The sequence below is a fragment of the Flectobacillus longus genome, assembly GCF_030056705.1.
Taxonomy (GTDB): Bacteria; Bacteroidota; Bacteroidia; order Cytophagales; family Spirosomataceae; genus Flectobacillus; species Flectobacillus longus.
The window spans coordinates 30,365-48,456 of the sequence record NZ_JASHIC010000022.1; the positions used below are offsets into that span (position 1 = coordinate 30,365).

Annotated in this window: 11 protein-coding genes; 7 read left to right on the forward strand and 4 right to left on the reverse strand. The window is 36.2% G+C overall.

Annotated elements, in window-relative coordinates:
- The first annotated feature begins 174 nt into the window (after positions 1–174).
- Positions 175–4,239, forward strand: a complete 4,065-nt coding sequence (locus QM491_RS16535) for a hybrid sensor histidine kinase/response regulator transcription factor (RefSeq protein ID WP_283328670.1) — start codon at positions 175–177, stop codon at positions 4,237–4,239.
- A gap of 155 nt (positions 4,240–4,394) precedes the next feature.
- The gene (locus QM491_RS16540; RefSeq protein WP_283328671.1) at positions 4,395–5,513 is read left to right on the forward strand and encodes an endo-1,4-beta-xylanase; all 1,119 of its coding nucleotides are present in this window, start codon (positions 4,395–4,397) and stop codon (positions 5,511–5,513) included.
- 124 nt (positions 5,514–5,637) lie between these two features.
- Here QM491_RS16540 and QM491_RS16545 read toward each other — a convergent pair whose 3' ends face one another.
- The 3 genes from QM491_RS16545 to QM491_RS16555 form a co-directional block, all read right to left on the reverse strand.
- Positions 5,638–7,563, reverse strand: a complete 1,926-nt coding sequence (locus QM491_RS16545) for an alpha/beta hydrolase-fold protein (RefSeq protein ID WP_283328673.1) — start codon at positions 7,561–7,563, stop codon at positions 5,638–5,640.
- A gap of 77 nt (positions 7,564–7,640) precedes the next feature.
- The gene (locus QM491_RS16550; RefSeq protein WP_283328675.1) at positions 7,641–8,495 is read right to left on the reverse strand and encodes a sialate O-acetylesterase; all 855 of its coding nucleotides are present in this window, start codon (positions 8,493–8,495) and stop codon (positions 7,641–7,643) included.
- Positions 8,496–8,736: 241 nt separating this feature from the next.
- A complete protein-coding gene (locus tag QM491_RS16555) occupies positions 8,737–10,671 on the reverse strand; it encodes a family 43 glycosylhydrolase (protein ID WP_283328677.1) in 1,935 nt (644 codons plus the stop codon).
- Positions 10,672–11,133: 462 nt separating this feature from the next.
- On the opposite strand from QM491_RS16555, the gene QM491_RS16560 reads away from it, so the two are divergent.
- From QM491_RS16560 to QM491_RS16570, 3 genes are read left to right on the forward strand one after another with little or no spacing between them, the layout of a single operon-like run.
- Positions 11,134–11,340: a helix-turn-helix domain-containing protein gene (locus QM491_RS16560; protein ID WP_283328679.1), complete on the forward strand. Its 207-nt coding sequence runs from the start codon at positions 11,134–11,136 to the stop codon at positions 11,338–11,340.
- 6 nt (positions 11,341–11,346) lie between these two features.
- On the forward strand, positions 11,347–11,676 hold the full coding sequence (locus QM491_RS16565; protein WP_283328681.1) for a HipA N-terminal domain-containing protein: 330 nt from the start codon (positions 11,347–11,349) through the stop codon (positions 11,674–11,676).
- 19 nt (positions 11,677–11,695) lie between these two features.
- On the forward strand, positions 11,696–12,670 hold the full coding sequence (locus tag QM491_RS16570) for a type II toxin-antitoxin system HipA family toxin (RefSeq protein WP_283328682.1): 975 nt from the start codon (positions 11,696–11,698) through the stop codon (positions 12,668–12,670).
- A 134-nt stretch (positions 12,671–12,804) separates the two neighbouring features.
- On the opposite strand, the gene QM491_RS16575 is transcribed toward QM491_RS16570, so the two are convergent.
- A complete protein-coding gene (locus QM491_RS16575; protein WP_283328684.1) occupies positions 12,805–13,875 on the reverse strand; it encodes an endo-1,4-beta-xylanase in 1,071 nt (356 codons plus the stop codon).
- Between the two features lie 696 nt (positions 13,876–14,571).
- Between QM491_RS16575 and QM491_RS16580 the strand changes: the two genes are divergently transcribed.
- On the forward strand, positions 14,572–15,744 hold the full coding sequence (locus tag QM491_RS16580; protein ID WP_283328685.1) for a replication initiation protein: 1,173 nt from the start codon (positions 14,572–14,574) through the stop codon (positions 15,742–15,744).
- A gap of 175 nt (positions 15,745–15,919) precedes the next feature.
- A complete protein-coding gene (locus QM491_RS16585; RefSeq protein WP_283328687.1) occupies positions 15,920–18,076 on the forward strand; it encodes an alpha-galactosidase in 2,157 nt (718 codons plus the stop codon).
- Positions 18,077–18,092: the final 16 nt, after the last annotated feature.

The following is an 18,092-nucleotide window of genomic DNA, read 5'->3' on the forward strand; positions in this document are numbered from 1 at the left end:
TTCATGTTCAAGGTATAATATTGCTATTTTTACTTTTGAAAATGATTATCGGTCATTTGCGTATCTGTTATTTGTAAAAGGAATCGTCCGATTGTCAAAAATCTTAGATTCTTTCATAACGATACCCAATAGTGGGTCAAGTCCAAAATCCTGTGAAGCAATTTTATTATTACTATGAGGAAAAGTATTATTTTTTTATTCCTAATTCTATCTCATTTCTGTGGTTTTGCACAACAGAAGGAATATAAGTTTATCAATTTTAGTAGTAAAAATGGACTTTCCTCAAATTCTATTAATGCCATTATCAAAGATAAAAATGGCTTTATGTGGTTTGGTACAGAGGATGGACTCAATAAGTTCGACGGTCAGAATTTTAGTGTTTATCGCCACAAAGAAACTGATAGCACAAGTATCGGCAGAGGTCCTGTGACAGATATTGTCCAAGACAAGACGGGCAACATTTGGCTTGCCACAAATTTTACCTTATCTGTTTATAATCTAAATCTTAACTCATTTATTAATTATGACTTTACCAATTATGGTTGGATAATATGTTTATATGCCGACCATGCTGGTAAAATTTGGGTTGGTACTTATTCAGGGTTATTTCAGTTTGACCCCCATACCAAAAAAACGATTTCATTTAAGATTAATCCAAACGTTATCAATTGTATCTACGAAGACCATAAAAATCATATCTGGCTTGGCACTTCCAACGGGCTCCAAGAATATGATTCTCATACAAAAACTTTCAAAAAATATTTACACGACAGCAATAACACCAGTAGCCTGAGCACCAACAATATACATTGTATTACCGAAAGCAAACAAGGACAACTTTGGATTGGTACCGATCAAGGAGGTATCAATGTTCTAGACAAAAACCGAACGTCTTTTCAGCATTATGTGTCTAACCCCAACGATAACGCCACCATTGTTAGTAATACGATTCATAAATTGGTTTTTGACAAAAATGGACAACTTTGGATTGGGTCAGATGGAGGGCTTAATATTCTTAATCCAAAAACAGGGAAAGTAATTCGTGTAAAAAGCTCGCCCGTAGAACCTAATAGTTTTTTCATCTACAACGGAGGTCGCTCAGTACGAGACATTTACATAGACGACGCAGGAATCTATTGGGTAGCTATCCACCAAGGTGGCGTTAATAAATATGACTCAAATTTAACGTTCTTTAATCATAAACATTACAACGTATTTGACCCCAACGGTCTAACAGGAAGTTCTGTAATGGCTTTTGCCGAAAGTCCAATAGGAGATATTTTTATAGGTACAGAGGGCACAGGTCTCAATGTCTGGAATCGAAAAACAGGACAAATTCATCCCTATAAACTCAAAGAGGAAAAAGCTAACACGGCCTCTATTATTGCTTTAGGAGTTTCTGGAAAAACGCTCTTGGTAGGCACATATCAACGAGGTTTTTATAGTGTTGACATGACTACAGGCGCTTCAAAGTACTATTTCCTACCATATAGTCCAACAGATAGTAGAGACTTGCCTGTCAATTGTATCAAAACAGACAGCCAAGGAAATATTTGGCTCGGAACCAACGGTAATGGTGTTTATTTATTTGACCCAGTCCAACAATCTCTCATCACGACAGAGAAGATTTTTGGGCTAAAACCTTCTCAAAAAATCCCTTTAAATGGATTTATTACTGCTATCGAAGAAGATAAAAATGGAAATATTTGGCTGGGGTCAAATGGCACAGGTATTGCGGTTTTTAACCTTCAACAAAAAAGGTTTACAGTGCTGAATCATATCAACAGCAAACTTCCAATTGATAAAGTTCAGAGTATTTATTGTGACCACGCAGGGCAAATCTGGGTAGGCGCACAAGGAGGGGGACTTTGTTTGTATAAACCTCAATCTCGAACATTTGAAATATTTGACGAATCACATTCATTGTCTAATGATGTGATTTACAAAATATTAGAAGATTCTAAAGGCAAAATTTGGGTAAGTACCAACAAAGGCATTAGTTCGTTTGATAATGAGAAAAAAGTTTTTCGAAACTTTAGCTATTACAACGGTGTACTACAAAGCACCTTTAATATAGGGTCGGGGTTAAAGACTTCCGACGGGCAGTTGTTGTTTGGTGGCTTAGATGGCTTCAATTACTTTAATCCTGCCGAAATACTACAGAAAAAAAATATTCCTCCTTTGGTTATTACCAGTCTGAAAATCAACAACAAACAAGTAAATCCCATAGAAAACAATGAAATACAAGAGCATATATCAGTAGCCAAAGAAATAGTGTTGAGTTATAAACAAAACTTTTCGCTCGATTTTATGGCACTCAATTATACCGTACCTCACGAAAGTAGATATGCTTATAAACTCGAAGGATTTGATAAAGAATGGAATCAAGTGGGCACTGCCACTACAGCAGTTTACACCAACCTCGACCCAGGCAGTTATATCTTTCACCTAAAGGCATATAGCGAAGATGGCTCATGGGAAACACCCGAAAAGGTAATTAAAATTATAGTTGAGCCCCCTTTTTGGATGACTTATTACGCCTATTTGGTTTATGCCATTGCTATTGCGCTCATTGTCTGGGGTATTCGTAGAAGCTCAATTCAAAAGCTCAAACGTGAGTTTGTTCGTGAACAAGAGCGACTAGAAATGAAGCATTTGATTGAAAAAGAGCGCCACGACGCAGAGCAAAAAACAGAGCTTGAAAAAATAAAAGTGAAGTTCTTAACCAATTTGAGTCATGAGCTAAAAACGCCTCTTACCCTGGTGCTCAACCCGATTGAAAATTTGATGTTTCAAGAAAATAGTACTGAAAAACTAGAAATGCTCAATTTGATTAGTCGAAATGCCAAACGTTTACTAAATCTTGTAAACCAATTATTAGATTTTAGAAAAATTGAAGCAAATGAGTTAAACCTAAATGCCACTGAGGGAGATTTAGTCTCTTTTTGCCAAGAAATCGTGGACTCATTTAAGTATATCGCTGTTCGCAAAAGTATTCATTTGCACTTTGTGAGCGTCTATAGTCATTATCATACGTCTTTTGACAAGGATAAAATGGAGAGAATCCTCATTAACTTATTGTCAAATGCTATAAAATTTACGAATGAAGGCGGTAATGTCAGCTTTCAGATGGCTCAAGAAGGGGCATCAGGGGTTCGCTTGATTGTCAGAGATACAGGCGTAGGGCTATCGAAAGAAAGTACTGATAAAATTTTTGAAAGATTCTTTCAGATAAACAACAACGTCGATATTCTGAATCAGGGCAGTGGTATAGGTTTGTCAATTGCTCAAGAATTTGTCAAACTTCATCGAGGAACTATCAAGGTTGAGAGCGAAGAAGGTGTTGGAAGTGCTTTTATTATTTCTTTACCTTTGTCGCCATTAGACGCCGCCCAGTCGCCCCTTGTAGCCATTGAAACAGAAGTTGCACCTGTTTTAGATTTTGCCAAATCTGAACCACCCAAAATTGAACTCCCAATTGTTTTGATTGTAGACGACGACGATGACTTAAGGGCATATTTGGTGGAAAGTTTAAAAACAAAATACAAAGTTATTGAAGCTTCTGACGGACGACAAGGTTGGCAAAAAGCCCTATCTTACCATCCGCAACTCATTGTTAGCGACGTCAATATGCCCGGTGTTGACGGTGTCGAAATGGTTCGAAAAATCAAGAATGATACCCGAACCAAACATATTCCTGTGATTATGCTCACGGTATTGTCCGCAGAAGTAAACCAACTCAAAGGTTTAGAGTCAGGTGCCAGTGATTATTTGAGCAAGCCTTTTAGTTTTCATTTACTTAGTATCAAAATAGAAAATTTGCTCAGCTTAAATAGCTTATTAAAAAGTACTTACAGCAAACATATTCAGCTCGAAACACCCGAAATAGAAATAGAATCAGAAGATGAAAAGTTTTTGTTAAAACTATCTAAATATGTAGAAGAAAACATTGAAGACCCCGATTTGACGGTAGAAGAACTCAGCAAAGTAATGTTTGTGAGTCGTGGTACTCTTTATAATCGAGTATTGAGTCTGACTGGTGAAACTCCTGTGGAATATGTGCGCTCGGTAAAATTGAAAAAATCAATTGCGCTTTTACAAAAAAATGACATGAAAATTTCACAAATCGCTTATGCTGTTGGGTTTTCTAACCCTAATTATTTTGCAAGGGCATTTAAAGCAAAATACAACGTTTCTCCAACTGAATATATCACACAAACTCGCAAAACACCCGTATAAATTTCACACTAATTAGTACTCATACAAGGTGCTAATTAGTGTATTCATAAACCAAATTCTGTCGAAAGATATGGCAAAGAAAAATTCTTTGCTAGGTCTATCCTTTTACCTATCCCTTACAAAAATGTACATACAGTACACAACAAACACGTATAATGAACACGAAAATCAAAACACTTTTAACACTTGGGGCTTCGATAGTCTGTCTACAAAGCTTGCAAGCACAAACAAATGCTAATTCTCTAAAATCAGCCTACCAAGAAGATTTTTTGATAGGAACAGCCCTAGGATCTGAACATATTTTAGAAAAAAATGAAAAGGCTAATCAACTGATAAAGAAAGAGTTTAACGCCATCACTGCTGAGAATATCATGAAGTCTCAGTTAATTCATCCAGACGTCAATAGATACAACTTCAATCTGGCTGACAAGTTTGTAGATTATGGACTCAAAAACCAAATGTACATTGTTGGACATACGTTAGTTTGGCATTCTCAGTTACCAAATTTTGTTTATAAAATAGGTAGTCCTGATTCGTTACGTATATTCTTGAAAGAACATATCAAAACCGTAATGGGACGCTATGCAGGCAAGATTAATAGCTGGGATGTCGTCAACGAAGCCCTCAACGAGGATGGAACGTATCGAAAATCTATTTTCTTTAATAAACTTGGCGATACTTATATAAAAGAGGCTTTTGAATTAGCTGCACAAGTAGATCCCAAAGCTGATTTATATTATAATGATTACAACATCGAACAGCCCACCAAACGAAAAGGTGCAATTGCATTGATAAAAAAACTACAAGAAAATGGGGTAAAAATAAATGGTGTTGGCATTCAAGGGCATTGGAGCATAAATTCTAATAACCTAAAAGACATTGAAGATTCGATTCTTGAATTTGCGCAAATGGGACTAAAAGTCGCCTTCACCGAATTGGACTTGACAGTACTACCCAACCCTTGGGATTTGCGTGGTGCAGACGTTAATCAACGTTTTCAAGAAGACCCAAAAATGAATCCCTACAAAGACACACTCCCTGATTCTGTTCAGACTGTATTGGCGAGTCGATACTCTGAGCTTTTCAAATTATTCCTAAAACATAGAGACAAAATTAGTCGAATTACTTTTTGGGGTGTCGATGACCATCACTCTTGGCTCAATGGTTTTCCGATACCTAATCGCACCAATTATCCTCTCCTATTTGACAGAACTTTAGAACCTAAAAAAGCTTATCAAAGTCTGATAAGTCTCAAGCTGGATAGTACCAAGTAAACAAGATGAGTCATCACGAAATTCGTGATGACTCATCTTTATTTTTAGTATATACCTAGACTACTATTAAGATATAAAATACTGACTATTATAAATAATCTTAGCGCCTGCCGCTTAGTGTCAATTAATAAAATAGTTTTTGTGCAAAAGCAAATAAATCATGACGCCAAACAGGCCAAGTGTGCCCTCCAGCATATTCGCTATATTGGTATTTGATATTCATATCATTAAATTTTTTCAGCATAATTTGGCAGTTAGCATGAGCAATATCTTCTTTTCCGCCCATCGAAATCCATAATTCTTTGAGGTTGGAGTTGATGATTGAGGAATTATTTTTCATAAATTCATATTGAGGCTCAGATAGTTTCGGATTATTGGCCCACCAGCCAGAGCTAAATACGCCCAAATACGAGAAAACGTTGGTGTTTTTGATCCCTGCGTAAAGTGTTTGTAACCCTCCCATCGACAAACCTGCCAAGGCTCGGTTTTTAGCGTCTGTTTCTACTCGAAAATTACTTTCTATGTAAGGAATTGCCCCATTCAAAAGTTCATTTTCAAAAGCTTTGAGTTGCGATTCTCCAAAACCTGCAATGCCGCCCCCATTTCCATAAAAATTACCATCGAGCATAGCAATAACCATAGGTTTGGCTTTCTTTTCTGCTATCAAATTATCCAAAATCAAATCGGTACGACCTTGAGTAGCCCAACCACGTTGATCCTCGCCACCACCATGTAGCAAGTATAAAACAGGATATTTTTCAGTTGATTTGTCATAACCTGGTGGCGTATAAATATACATTTCACGCCATGTATTACTCGCTTTTGAGAAATATTTTTTGATACGAATATCGCCATGGGGTACGTCTTTAAGAGCATAAAAACCTCCTTCTTTATAAGGAATTTCGATTCCACTTGCTTGGCGACTCATACCATAAAAAGTTTCACTGGCAGGGTCGGCAAGAGGTACATCATCAATCAGTAATGAGTAATAATGAAAGCCACGACTAATAGAGTCGGTGGTAACGTGCCAAAAACCACTACTGTCTTTGACCATATCGTATTTTTTCCCTAAATCAATTTGTACTTTTTGGGCATTTGGGGCTTTTACTTTGAATACCACACGATTATCGGGCAAAATTTGAGGATATTGCGCATTACGAATATTAGTACTGGCGGGAGTGCCTAATACAGTATATTTGGTAAAAGAAGAAACATCAACAGGTTTAAACAAAAACTGTGAATACATATACAAACCATTTTTCCAAACTTTGAAATCATGAACACCAGGCTCTAGGTAATAAATATGAGGAACATCGTTTTGATACAAATACTCATGTGTACGTTTGCTAAACGAAAGTAGACCATCATTATCACCACAAGAAATCCAGAGGAGTTTGAGCTTCTTTTTAGCTTCTTCAGGATTAGGTATTAGTTCTTTTGGAACTTTGGTGTTAGGAGCAGATGAAAAACCTCCAACCCATGCAAATTTGTACAAATTACCCAGTCCAAAATTAAGCGATTGCCCACCTCCCATCGAAAGCCCAGCTATAGCGCGATTCTCTCGGTCTGTTAATGTTGGATAGTTTTTTTCAATAAAAGGAATTAAATCATTCAATAAATCCTGTTCGAAAGTAGCAAAAGCTTGCACCTTGTCGGCAGCCATAATATTGCCAACAGCACGGTCATCTTTCATAGCACGCCCATTAGGCATTACTACAATCATCGGCTGAATTTTCCCTTCTGCATATAAATTATCCAAAATCACTTGTGGCTTTCCTCCATTGAGCCATTCTTTTTCGTCACCACCAATGCCATGCAAAAGATACAATACAGGATACTTGGCTTTTTTGTTAAAACCTGGAGGTGTATAAACTAAGGCTTTTCGAGTTGTGCCAACAGTTTTTGACTGGTACTTTATGGTATCTAATTTACCTGTAGCAATTCCCGTTCGGACTTGATCAAAGCCCTTAGGAGCTTCTTTATCAATTTTTTGGGTATATGCTTTTGAGGTAAAAAAGATAAAAATAAAAATTAATAGAGACTGTTTCATTGTGACATTTTCAAGGTTAAATAGTTAATTATCAGAAATTTATTAAATAATAATGTAGTCATATTTCACACAGCAACTTATTTTGAATTTGAGAGTTTATACCCCATCAAAGAAAGCATTTTTTCTGCATATCTTTTACCCAATTCTCGATAGCCAACAGCATCAAAATGTAAGTTATCAGCAGCATCGGTACAACCTTTCGACGAAATGATGCAAGCACTTGGAATAGTTTGAGGTAAAGTAGCAATAATAGTATTCATGCTTGCACAAATTCCTCCTTGCTCGGCATGAACGGTTTCGCCTGCCAATAAAGGAATAGAGTTTGGAGGTAGATTAAGGTCTTGGAGCAAGTTATCGTAAACAATTTTCACCTTTTTTGTCCACAAAGAATCATTAGTATTTGACTCTCCCTGATGTAAAAGAACACCTTTGATAACACCTTCTTTTTGTGCCAATTTGGCCATGTCTATCAATCGCTTGTAGGGATTTCCTTCATACGATTTTATCATATTTTTCATCCAATTAGGAGCTATGTTAGTTACATAATAATCAGATTTATCTTTGTCAAAGAGTTCAATCTTACAGCCTCCGATAGACACATTAATCACACCGACATTGACAAATTCTGGCAAATTTTGAATCATAGTTCTTCCAAAATAGTCGACAGGCGTCAGTCCTGTATTGCAACGACAAAGTGGTGGTACGGCGGTGTACCACTCACCCATTTTTCTATTCAAATTTGGGCAATCTACGGCTTCCAAAACCTTAAATCTTGGATTTACATCAATCGTATCTCGTGGCTCAAACTTAGCATTTCCCTCCATATTAGATTGTCCAAAACTGAGGTAAATATGAAAATTAGGATTTTGGGCAAGGGTTTTACCACAGAAACAAAACAAACAAAATAGAACAAATACGGCATTCTTTTTCATAGTTATCAAGATATGTTAGTGGGCAAAATTAAAATAATTTTATCCGCTTTAAGCTCTAGGCTTTATGCCATAGGCTAAATTTAAAAAGTATTTCTTATGGAATAAGTAAAGCTTTTTTGCCTATTGCCTACGGCATACTGCCTAATGCGTATTAATACTATTTTATTTTGCATTAATACTTCAGTTATTCTCTAAAAATACAGAGCTAAAGATGGTAATTTTTTATGTTATAGATTTTAAACTATAGTAAAAATTGCAGGGATTTTATTTGCAATTTATGGGATTTACCTACAGGAAATTTTACAAAAATATCATGGTGTCCAGCTATGGCTTTAATACTTTTACGCACACTATTTTTACCTGATACATAAGGTATTTTTGCTATTAGTTTTCCTGTTCTCAAATCATCTATCCATAGTTCTATTACGCCATTGGTTTCTGCATTGTATTGAATTTCGATTCCTTTAGCATTCTTTTTTTGCAATCCCAAATCAACTCCTGAAATCATCATCCAGCCACCATTTTCGGAAGTATTTACTACAGATTCTTGGTTGGTTTTTTCGACTCCGTAAAAATTACTCATTCCTACAGATGGCAATTTAGAAAAACCATCTTTACAAATAAACCAATCAAAATCAGCGCTTTTACGCTCGGTAAACAAACCAATACTTGTTCCTACCCATGAATTATAATTAGGTTGAACTTTGTCTAAATTCTGCACATATATGGGACTTCCAACAGCTTTCCAGTTGTTTCCATCACCACTCGCATAAGCTTTGAGTTCATGAAGATTTCTCTCGATTTTAAGCCATACCAAATCTCCAAAATTGTTGGGAATACTCTGTGTATTATTTTCAAAACTAAAGATGATTTTCTTTCCATTGTCATACCCACTATATAATCTAACAATTACGGTTTGAGCGCCATTGCTTAAATAAAGCCCTGCCTTTTCAGCTTCGTTTTGCGCATTAAAATCGAGCTTGGTCACGGTTGAGTAATAATGGTCGGTTTCTTTCTGGACAATACTCGTACGTAATGAATCGGGCAGAAGTTTGAGCCAACCTTTTCGGGCTGTTAAATCATACAAATCGGCATGTTTCTTTTTCAAAAAATGCCAATCAAGAGACAGATCCCCTGACTCAAAATCATCGGAGGCTACACTTCGCCATGCAATCCCCGATTTGGGCAAGTTAGGTTTGAGCACAGGCTGGGTAGTAGGCGCCATTCCCCAAGGGCGGTCACCCTCCCATACTACAGGATAAAGCGCTGTTTGTCGACCTGTTCCTGACCAATCATCTTGATTATATCTTTCATAGCTTTGCCCAATTGTCCACCAAGTTCCATCGGCTAATTGTATAGGAGCTGCAATGTGGTTAGGTCTTCTAAATCCTACTTTTTCGTCATTAATAGGTTTAAAAAACTCGCCAAGCCTCTCCCATTTAGTAGAGTCGCTTGTAAGAGCTGTAGCTCTAAGCACATATTGTCCTCCCGAAACATCGCCTGCGGGAAAGTAATAATAATAGCCATTTCTTTTACACATTACAGGCCCCTCTGCCCAACTATATTGTAATTTGGCATTGATCCAATCCAAGTCTATAACACTTGAGGTCAATTGTCCATCTTTTCCTAACTCTTGCAAACGATTCGTTTTCTGTCCGTTTTTGATAACCATATAGGGCTTACCGTCATCATCCACAAAAATAGAATTATCATAACCTAATGGACCTGTTTTGGGATTTGACTTTACTTGAACAGGCTCTGACCAAGGTCCTAAAGGAGAATTTGCTTTGCTAAACCATTGTCCATTAGCTGAAAAGTAAATCCAGTAAGAACCATAAAAATAAGTAATAGCTCCCTGCCAAGTGCCAGCCGACGGTTGGTCTGTTACCCAATGGGCTTTTTGAGGGGGCAACACCCTGCTAATGATACGCCAATGCACCAAGTCTTTAGAGTGATAAATAGGCATGTAAGGCGTAAAATGAAAACTTGAGCCACAGTGGTAAAAATCATCTCCTACTTTCAATAGTGTTGGGTCTGGGTGGTCGCCAGGTAGCACGGGGTTAATATACGTTTTTACTTCGTTGTAAAGTATCTTATCCTCTTGCGCAAAGAGGCCATCTGAGTTTGCTAGTAACAAACTGCTGAAGAGTACTAAAAAGCTTTTATTAATTTTCATTTATCTTTTAAAATTGTTTTTGAATCCTACAAAACTCTACCTATCAAATAGAGTTTTATTCTGTACCCATTGTTTGTAATTAGTAAAATATTGTATAGAAATTTTGTGTGGTTCAAAGTAGATAAAAAGGTAAAAAAATATATAGCACAAATAACTAAATATGATTACCTCATGTTCAATTAGTCAGACTTGTCGAATTAAGGTAAATTATCTGAAAATCTAAGTGCCAAATACGGTCCATTTCTGGTACAAGTCTCCTGCCCTAATTTTTACAAATTGAAGGTCTATTTTATTATACCGTTTTTTTATACCGTTTTTCAAAGTATTCTAAAACTCATTTTATTAAGTATCAGGTATAACTTTAGACGTATTTTTTACTTTTCTTTCAATAAGTGCCATTTAATACACTTTTTTATGTATTTTTGATTTAAACAAAAAATAACCTTTCAAAAGAGCAATATAATGCACTTTAAAATACTAATTCAAACAATCAAGGAAAGACGAGAGATGCTACAAGTAACACAGGAGACTTTAGCAGAACTTTCGGGTGTCGGGCTACGCACGCTCAAGCAGTTTGAAAGTGGTAAAGGAAATCCTACTGCCGAAACACTCCAAAAATTAGGTGATGCTTTAGGACTGGAATTATGTTTCAAAATAAAAGAACTGTAAAAAGGTATGAGGCAAGCCCAAGTATTTTATAAAAATCAACAAGCTGGTTTTTTGACTCATGAAGATAATGGTAGTTTTACTTTTTGCTATTTGGACACATGGTTTGCGAATCCTAGTAAACCTAGCGTGAGTTTGACTTTGCCAAAGACATCACAATGCTATACCTCGGAAGTACTATTTCCTTTTTTTTACAATATGCTTCCAGAAGGAGTCAACAAACAAGTAGTATGTCAACTAATGCGAATAGACTCCGATGACTATTTTGGGTTATTGCTTATAACTGCCCGACACGATAGCATTGGAGCAGTAACTGTTCAAGAATTACCAAGTAACTAAACCCCAAACCTTCTATTGTATGCACTTTGATAGATGTCCAGGTACTTTGACGATGGGATATGACGCCTACAGTAAAACATGTTTAAATCAAATGTTCGATGGTCGTAAGGTATCTCCTATTTTGCCATATCTATCGCCCGTAGGCAATATAAACACTGATGAACTTTTTCAAGAAAACCATACGAGAATATCAGTATCAGGGGTGCAAGAAAAATTTTCGATGCTTTTAGAAAAAAATCGTTTACGATTAGTGAATGAAGGCGAACGAGGTGCTTATATTTTAAAACCTATTCCATCGACAGGTAAAAACGCAGCGCTAATGCCAGCCAATGAGCATTTGACTATGCAAATTGCTAGGCAGGTTTTTGACATAGAAACAGCAGAAAATGTTTTGATTTTTTTTCAAAATGAACAGCCAGCCTACTTAACTAAGCGTTTTGATTTGAAGAAAGACGGAAGCAAATGGGCCAAAGAAGATTTTGCATCTTTGGCAGGCAGAACCCCTCAAACACACGGAACCCATTACAAATATCAAGGTAACTATTTGGAGCTATTCATGATTCTTAAAAAATATGTACCTGCCTACAGTATCGAAGCTCCTAAGCTTTGGAAATTGCTCTTATTTAATTATCTATTTTCTAATGGTGATGCTCACTACAAAAACTTTTCGCTTATCGAAACAGAATTGGGTGATTTCAAACTTAGTCCTGCTTATGATTTACTCAACAGTCGCTTGCATATCAACGATGGAGACTTTGCTCTAGAAGATGGACTTTTGCCTAAAATCATAGCAAAAGGGAAAATCTATCAACAGTTTATTCTATTAGCTCAAGAAGCTCAAATTTCGACAAAGACGGTAGAAAGAATTTTGGATTTTATGTTCAAGCAATCAGAAAGGGTTTCAGCCCTAATTGAATCTTCTTTTTTACCTGAAAAAACACAACGAAATTACTGGCAAGCTTACCAAACACGTTTGAATAAGTTAACAAGGTAAACAGTTTAATAATGCAAAATTAAAATAATTTTACCCGCAATAGGCATTAAGCTGTATGCCGTATGCTAAAAGGATAAAAGTGTCTCTAGTGAAATCTTGATTACATTTTTTGCTTACTGCCTACGGCTTAATACTTACTTTTTCCATTCAATAACCTTAAAATAAGCTGGTTTAGGATTACAGTTTTCATCAAAAAGCAGAGGGTAATCTTTTCTTCCTTTCACAGGAAAATTATCGAGCCAAGAATGCTTATCAGATACGTTCCAGAAGGTAACTCCAGTAATCGAAGTTTTATATTTTCTTAAAATTTCAAATATTTTACCATAATGTTCAGCCTGTTTCTGTAAAAGAGCGTCTGTGAGCACTAGTTTATCTTTGGCGTTTTTGGGACGACTATCATGTTCTTTTTGAAAAACAGAGATATCCATTTCGGTAATTTGAATCTTTAATCCTAAAGAAGAAAACTTTTTGATAGACTCTTCCAACGCTTGATTGGAAGGTTCATAAATAGACCAATGCCCCTGCAATCCTACTCCATGAATCGGTACCCCTTTAGCTAATAAACCTTTCAATAACTGATAGATTTTTTCTCTTTTTTGAGGATTTTCGGTATTATAATCGTTATAAAAAAGTTGCGCTGTTGGATCAGCAGTATGTGCATACTCAAAGGCTTTTGCAATGTATTCCTCCCCTATTATTTCCAAAAATGGACTTGGTCGAAGCATTTCAGTTCCTGCATCAGATACGGCTTCATTAACCACATCATAGGCATAAATTTGCCCTCGATAGCGCGACATAATCATACCGATATGTATCTTCAAGCGTTCGAGTAAGACAGCTTTACTCACTTTCATGCCATCTTTCATAAAAAACCACGCAGGCGCTTGGTTATGCCAGCACAGTGTGTGGCCACGCATTGCCATTCCATGAATCTTAGCAAACGCAAGAATTTCATCGACTGGTGCCCAATTATATTCATTTTCGGCTGGATGAATCGGCTCCATTTTCATAGCATTTTCTGGCGTGATGCTATTGAAATGTTTGATTATCAATTTGCTTTCAGGATCACTGGATAGTACTGTTTGATTTACAGCGACACCAATAGGAAAATAGGCTTGATAGTAGTCTTTGATGCCTTGCTTCTGAGCAAAGCATTCAAGTGACGCACCAAGAATGAAAGCTATCAAATATATTTTCTTCAACATGATTAAATTGTTCAAAGCTATTTATTTCTAAAATAGGTTTTTTGACCCATAACAAGACTCTATAAAAACCTTAAGTTAAGATTATGTTTTTATGATTCTAAATTATATTTCAAATTTTTTAAGGCTTACGCTAGCCTTGTCTATAGTAGCTGTATATCCAAGCTTAAAAGATTTTTCTCCTACCTTAATACCAAAATGAATTACGAGAAAAACCCCGTCGCGGAATATCTTATTTATATCTTTTTTTTTAAAATTTAACCACTACTAATTAGTAGCTATTTCTATATTACTTATTATAGGGAAAAAATTGATTCGCAACTAATTGATTTTCAGTATTTTACAAATGTATAATTACGAGAAAAACCCCGTCTAATTACGAGAAAAACCCCGTCTAACTACGAGAAAAACCCCGTTAACTACGAGAAATCCCCCGTTAACTACGAGAAAAACCCCGTTACTACGAGAAAAACCCCGTTAACTACGAGAAAAACCCCGTTAACTACGAGAAATCCCCCGTCAAATGGTATGTAAAAAGCAGGTGTAATTCGTTTTTTTATAGAAAAATCATAATAAATGGAGTTATCCTATTTTAATCCAATTAACAATTTTAGAGACACGCTAATTACGAGAAAAACCCCGTTTGTTTTATTTGCGAGAATTCTTTGATGTATCTCGTAAATAATTTATTTTTGATATATGAAATCTGTAAAAAAATATAGTTTCGTTGAGTCGGATATAACTGTAGCACAGCACAATGAGTTGGTAAAGGCGAGGTTTAATATGTCCTTGATGGAAACTCGTCTTTTTGTGGCGTTGTTAGCACGTATCAACAAAGGCGATACCGAATTTGCGCTTTGTCGTATTCCTATATCCGAAGTATGTGCCAACGTTGATGGGGGAAAATCATATCAGGAAGTAAAAGAGGCCGTTGTGAAGTTATCTAGTAAGGTAATAACAATAGAAACGATGGATTCGAACGGAAAGCGTGAAATTATAAGTGATCCATTGATGGCAACCTGTCGTTACAAAGATGGCTCAGGTTTTATTGTGGCACAGCTCAACCACTTTGTAAAGCCGTACCTTCTGCAACTCAAAGGAAATTTTACAGTAGCAGAAATCAAAGTATTGTTACAATTAAGAAGTTACTATTCCTACCGAATTTATTGGCTGCTGAAAGCAACAGCCTACAACGCAAGTAATTTTACAATTGAAGTTCAGGAGCTACGAAGTATTTTGGGCATCGAAAACCAGTACCCAAACTTTTATGACTTCAAAAAATGGGTATTGTTGGTTTCTCAAAAAGAGTTAGCAAGTACAGATATGTCATTTTCTTTCAAAGAAATCAAAGATGGTCGATCTGTGAAGTTAGTGGAGTTTATTATTGACCGTCAGATGGTATTACGCCTCGACGAAGATATTATTTTACCCGTGGTTATTCAGAGTAAACTTTCCGAAAACGGTATTAGTCTCAACTCAATGCAAGAAATCAGTGATTTGCTAAGAGCTGGAACTATCGACGATGAGTACATCATGTTTGTAATCAATGAACTTACAAAAAAGAAGGACAGAGGAAGTATTAAGTCACTTTCGGGTGCCATCTACGTAGCAATCGTCAAGCAACAATTACTCAAAGAATACTTAGAGTACAAGAATTCGAAAGTATATAAACAGCCAGTTACTAAGGCTTCGCCGATACAACATCGTATTGCTACTGTATTGAAGTTGGAAGAACAGCGTGAAGGCTTTGATTTGATGAAAAAACGCGGAATGACAGATTTAAACACATTTGACGATTTTTTGAATAGCCTTTTTGTAGAAGGTTTTAGACTTGAAAAACAAAATGGTATAGATATTTTAATCAAAGATTAAATTTGAGAAAGTAAATTTGGTAGGTCTTGAAAAATAGAATTATTCTTTGGTGTTGCAAAAAGTAGGGTATTATTTTCCTAATTTTTCTTTTTCAAAAGGTTGATGTGTAAAGATTTATTTTACGCAAGATTCCTCTATTAAAACCCAATTTTCAAACCTAAAATTTATTTAATTCATGAAAAAAAAACTTTTATCTATTGCTCTCATTCTGGGAACAATTAGTAATCTATTCTCTCAAAATCAAACTATTGAACAAGATTGGCTTGTTCATCCAATAGCTCAAAAATCACAAATTCAAATCAAGGATTCTCACATTATTTTAGATAATGGTCTTGTTCGCAGAAGTTTTTTTCTGGGCGACAACTTAGTTTGTTATGACTATTTTAACAAATGCACTCAGCAACAATTGATACGTTCGCTAAAGCCAGAAGCTAGAGTAATAATAGATGGAAAAACGTATTGTGTTGGTGGCTTAGAAGGGCAAAAAGAAAATGCCTACTTAAAAAAAGAATGGTTAAAAGGTCTTCGTAAAGGAAGCTCCGACTTTGTTTATCAGTCATTCGAAGTAAAATCTGTTGAGCCTTTTGTCAATTGGAAAGCTAGCACATGGGCATCCAATACAAAACATCCAGAAGGCAAACGATTGATACTAAGTTTTTTGCCTCAAGTGCAAGATTTACAAGGTATTAAAATACAAGTTAACTATGAGTTGTATGATAATATTCCATTGATTATCAAATGGGTAGAGGTAATCAATCAGAGCCATAAAACGATTCATGTCGATAGAGTAGTAAATGAAATTTTAGGCTTGGTAGAAGAAGAAAGTGCCGTAGTAGGGAGTCCAACGCAGATGAAAAAACAGCATGGTATTTACTTCGAAACTAATTATGCTTTTAACAATGCTATGCGTTATGATATTAGTGACCAAACCACTCATTGGCTGATAGATTCGACTTATACCTCACAGGTAAATTACAATTACGAAACACCTTGCTTGTTTGAGGTATATCCCGAAAAGGTCTCTCATATTAAAATTGCTAATGGTGAAAGTTATAAATCTGTACGTACACACGAGCTGTTGATGGACTCTTACGATCGTCAGCGTAGGGGTTTAATGATTCGTAAAATGTATCGTACTATAGCTCCATGGACAACTCAAAATCCTATTTTCATGCACTTGGTCAGTCAAAATGACGAACAAGTTGTCAATTGTATCAATCAATGTGCTGCAACAGGGTACGAAGCTTTGATTTTGAGTTTTGGAAGTCACCTCAATATGGAAGATACTAGCGAGTTAAATTTATCTCGCTGGAAAAAATTAGCAGACTATGCTCATTCCAAAGGAATACTATTGGGTGGATATTCTTTGTTTAGTAGTCGCCGAATCGATGATGACAATGACGTAGTAGATCCAGTAACGGGAAAAACTGGGCATGCGTTTTTTGGAAATGCGCCTTGCTTTGGAAGTAAGTGGGGACTTGATTACCGAGATAAAATCAAACACTTTTTTGCAGTAACTCATTTTGATATTTGGGAAAACGATGGTCCATACCCTGGCGATGTATGTGCTTCGACCAAACACCCTGGTCACGAGAATTTGGCTGATTCGCAATGGAAACAAATGAATATCCAGAAAGAGTTATATCGTTGGTTGAATGAAAGTGGCGTATATATCAATGCGCCAGATTGGTATTTTTTGGATGGCACTCATAAAATTGCCTTAGGTTATCGTGAGGTAAACTTTTCGTTGAGTAGAGCACAACAGCGTATTTTGAATCGACAAAATATCCACGATGGCACTATCGAAAAGACAAGCTCGATGAGTTGGGGATTTGTACCATTGACCAAATATCAAGGTGGAGACGAGAGTGCTATTTTAGAACCTCTCAATGAGCACCTCTCTGATTATGAACAACTGATGATGATTTATTATGGGGCTGGTGTTCAAGCCTGTTATCGAGGGCCACGACTATACGATACCGATGATACAAAAGCTGTTGTGCAAAAATCTATTAGCTGGTATAAAAAGTATAGAGATATTTTGAATGCTGATATGATTCAGCTTCGTCGTGCTGATGGAAGAGATTGGGATGGTTTGCTTCATGTATCGAGCTCCCTAGCTCAAAAAGGATTAGCCATGCTGTATAATCCAAATACCGAAGCCATAGAGAGAACCATTATACTCCCCCTCTATTATACAGGATTGACCAAAGAAGCTAAAGTCAGAGAAAAAGAAGGTACCTCAAAAGTATATAGTTTGAACCGTAATTATGAAATTCAAGTAAAAGTGAAAATTCCTGCCGAGGGATACACTTGGTTAGTGATCGAGTAAAAACACAACTCTTTTG

Excerpts from the sequence above, each read along its gene's own strand:
- QM491_RS16565 (WP_283328681.1), top strand. The coding sequence starts at position 11,347 with ATGAGGCAAGCCCAAGTATTTTATAAAAATCAACAAGCTGGTTTTTTG.
- QM491_RS16585 (WP_283328687.1), top strand. The coding sequence starts at position 15,920 with ATGAAAAAAAAACTTTTATCTATTGCTCTCATTCTGGGAACAATTAGT.
- QM491_RS16555 (WP_283328677.1), bottom strand. The coding sequence starts at position 10,671 with ATGAAAATTAATAAAAGCTTTTTAGTACTCTTCAGCAGTTTGTTACTA.
- QM491_RS16560 (WP_283328679.1), top strand. The coding sequence starts at position 11,134 with ATGCACTTTAAAATACTAATTCAAACAATCAAGGAAAGACGAGAGATG.
- QM491_RS16545 (WP_283328673.1), bottom strand. The coding sequence starts at position 7,563 with ATGAAACAGTCTCTATTAATTTTTATTTTTATCTTTTTTACCTCAAAA.
- QM491_RS16575 (WP_283328684.1), bottom strand. The coding sequence starts at position 13,875 with ATGTTGAAGAAAATATATTTGATAGCTTTCATTCTTGGTGCGTCACTT.
- QM491_RS16570 (WP_283328682.1), top strand. The coding sequence starts at position 11,696 with ATGCACTTTGATAGATGTCCAGGTACTTTGACGATGGGATATGACGCC.
- QM491_RS16535 (WP_283328670.1), top strand. The coding sequence starts at position 175 with ATGAGGAAAAGTATTATTTTTTTATTCCTAATTCTATCTCATTTCTGT.
- QM491_RS16580 (WP_283328685.1), top strand. The coding sequence starts at position 14,572 with ATGAAATCTGTAAAAAAATATAGTTTCGTTGAGTCGGATATAACTGTA.
- QM491_RS16540 (WP_283328671.1), top strand. The coding sequence starts at position 4,395 with ATGAACACGAAAATCAAAACACTTTTAACACTTGGGGCTTCGATAGTC.
- QM491_RS16550 (WP_283328675.1), bottom strand. The coding sequence starts at position 8,495 with ATGAAAAAGAATGCCGTATTTGTTCTATTTTGTTTGTTTTGTTTCTGT.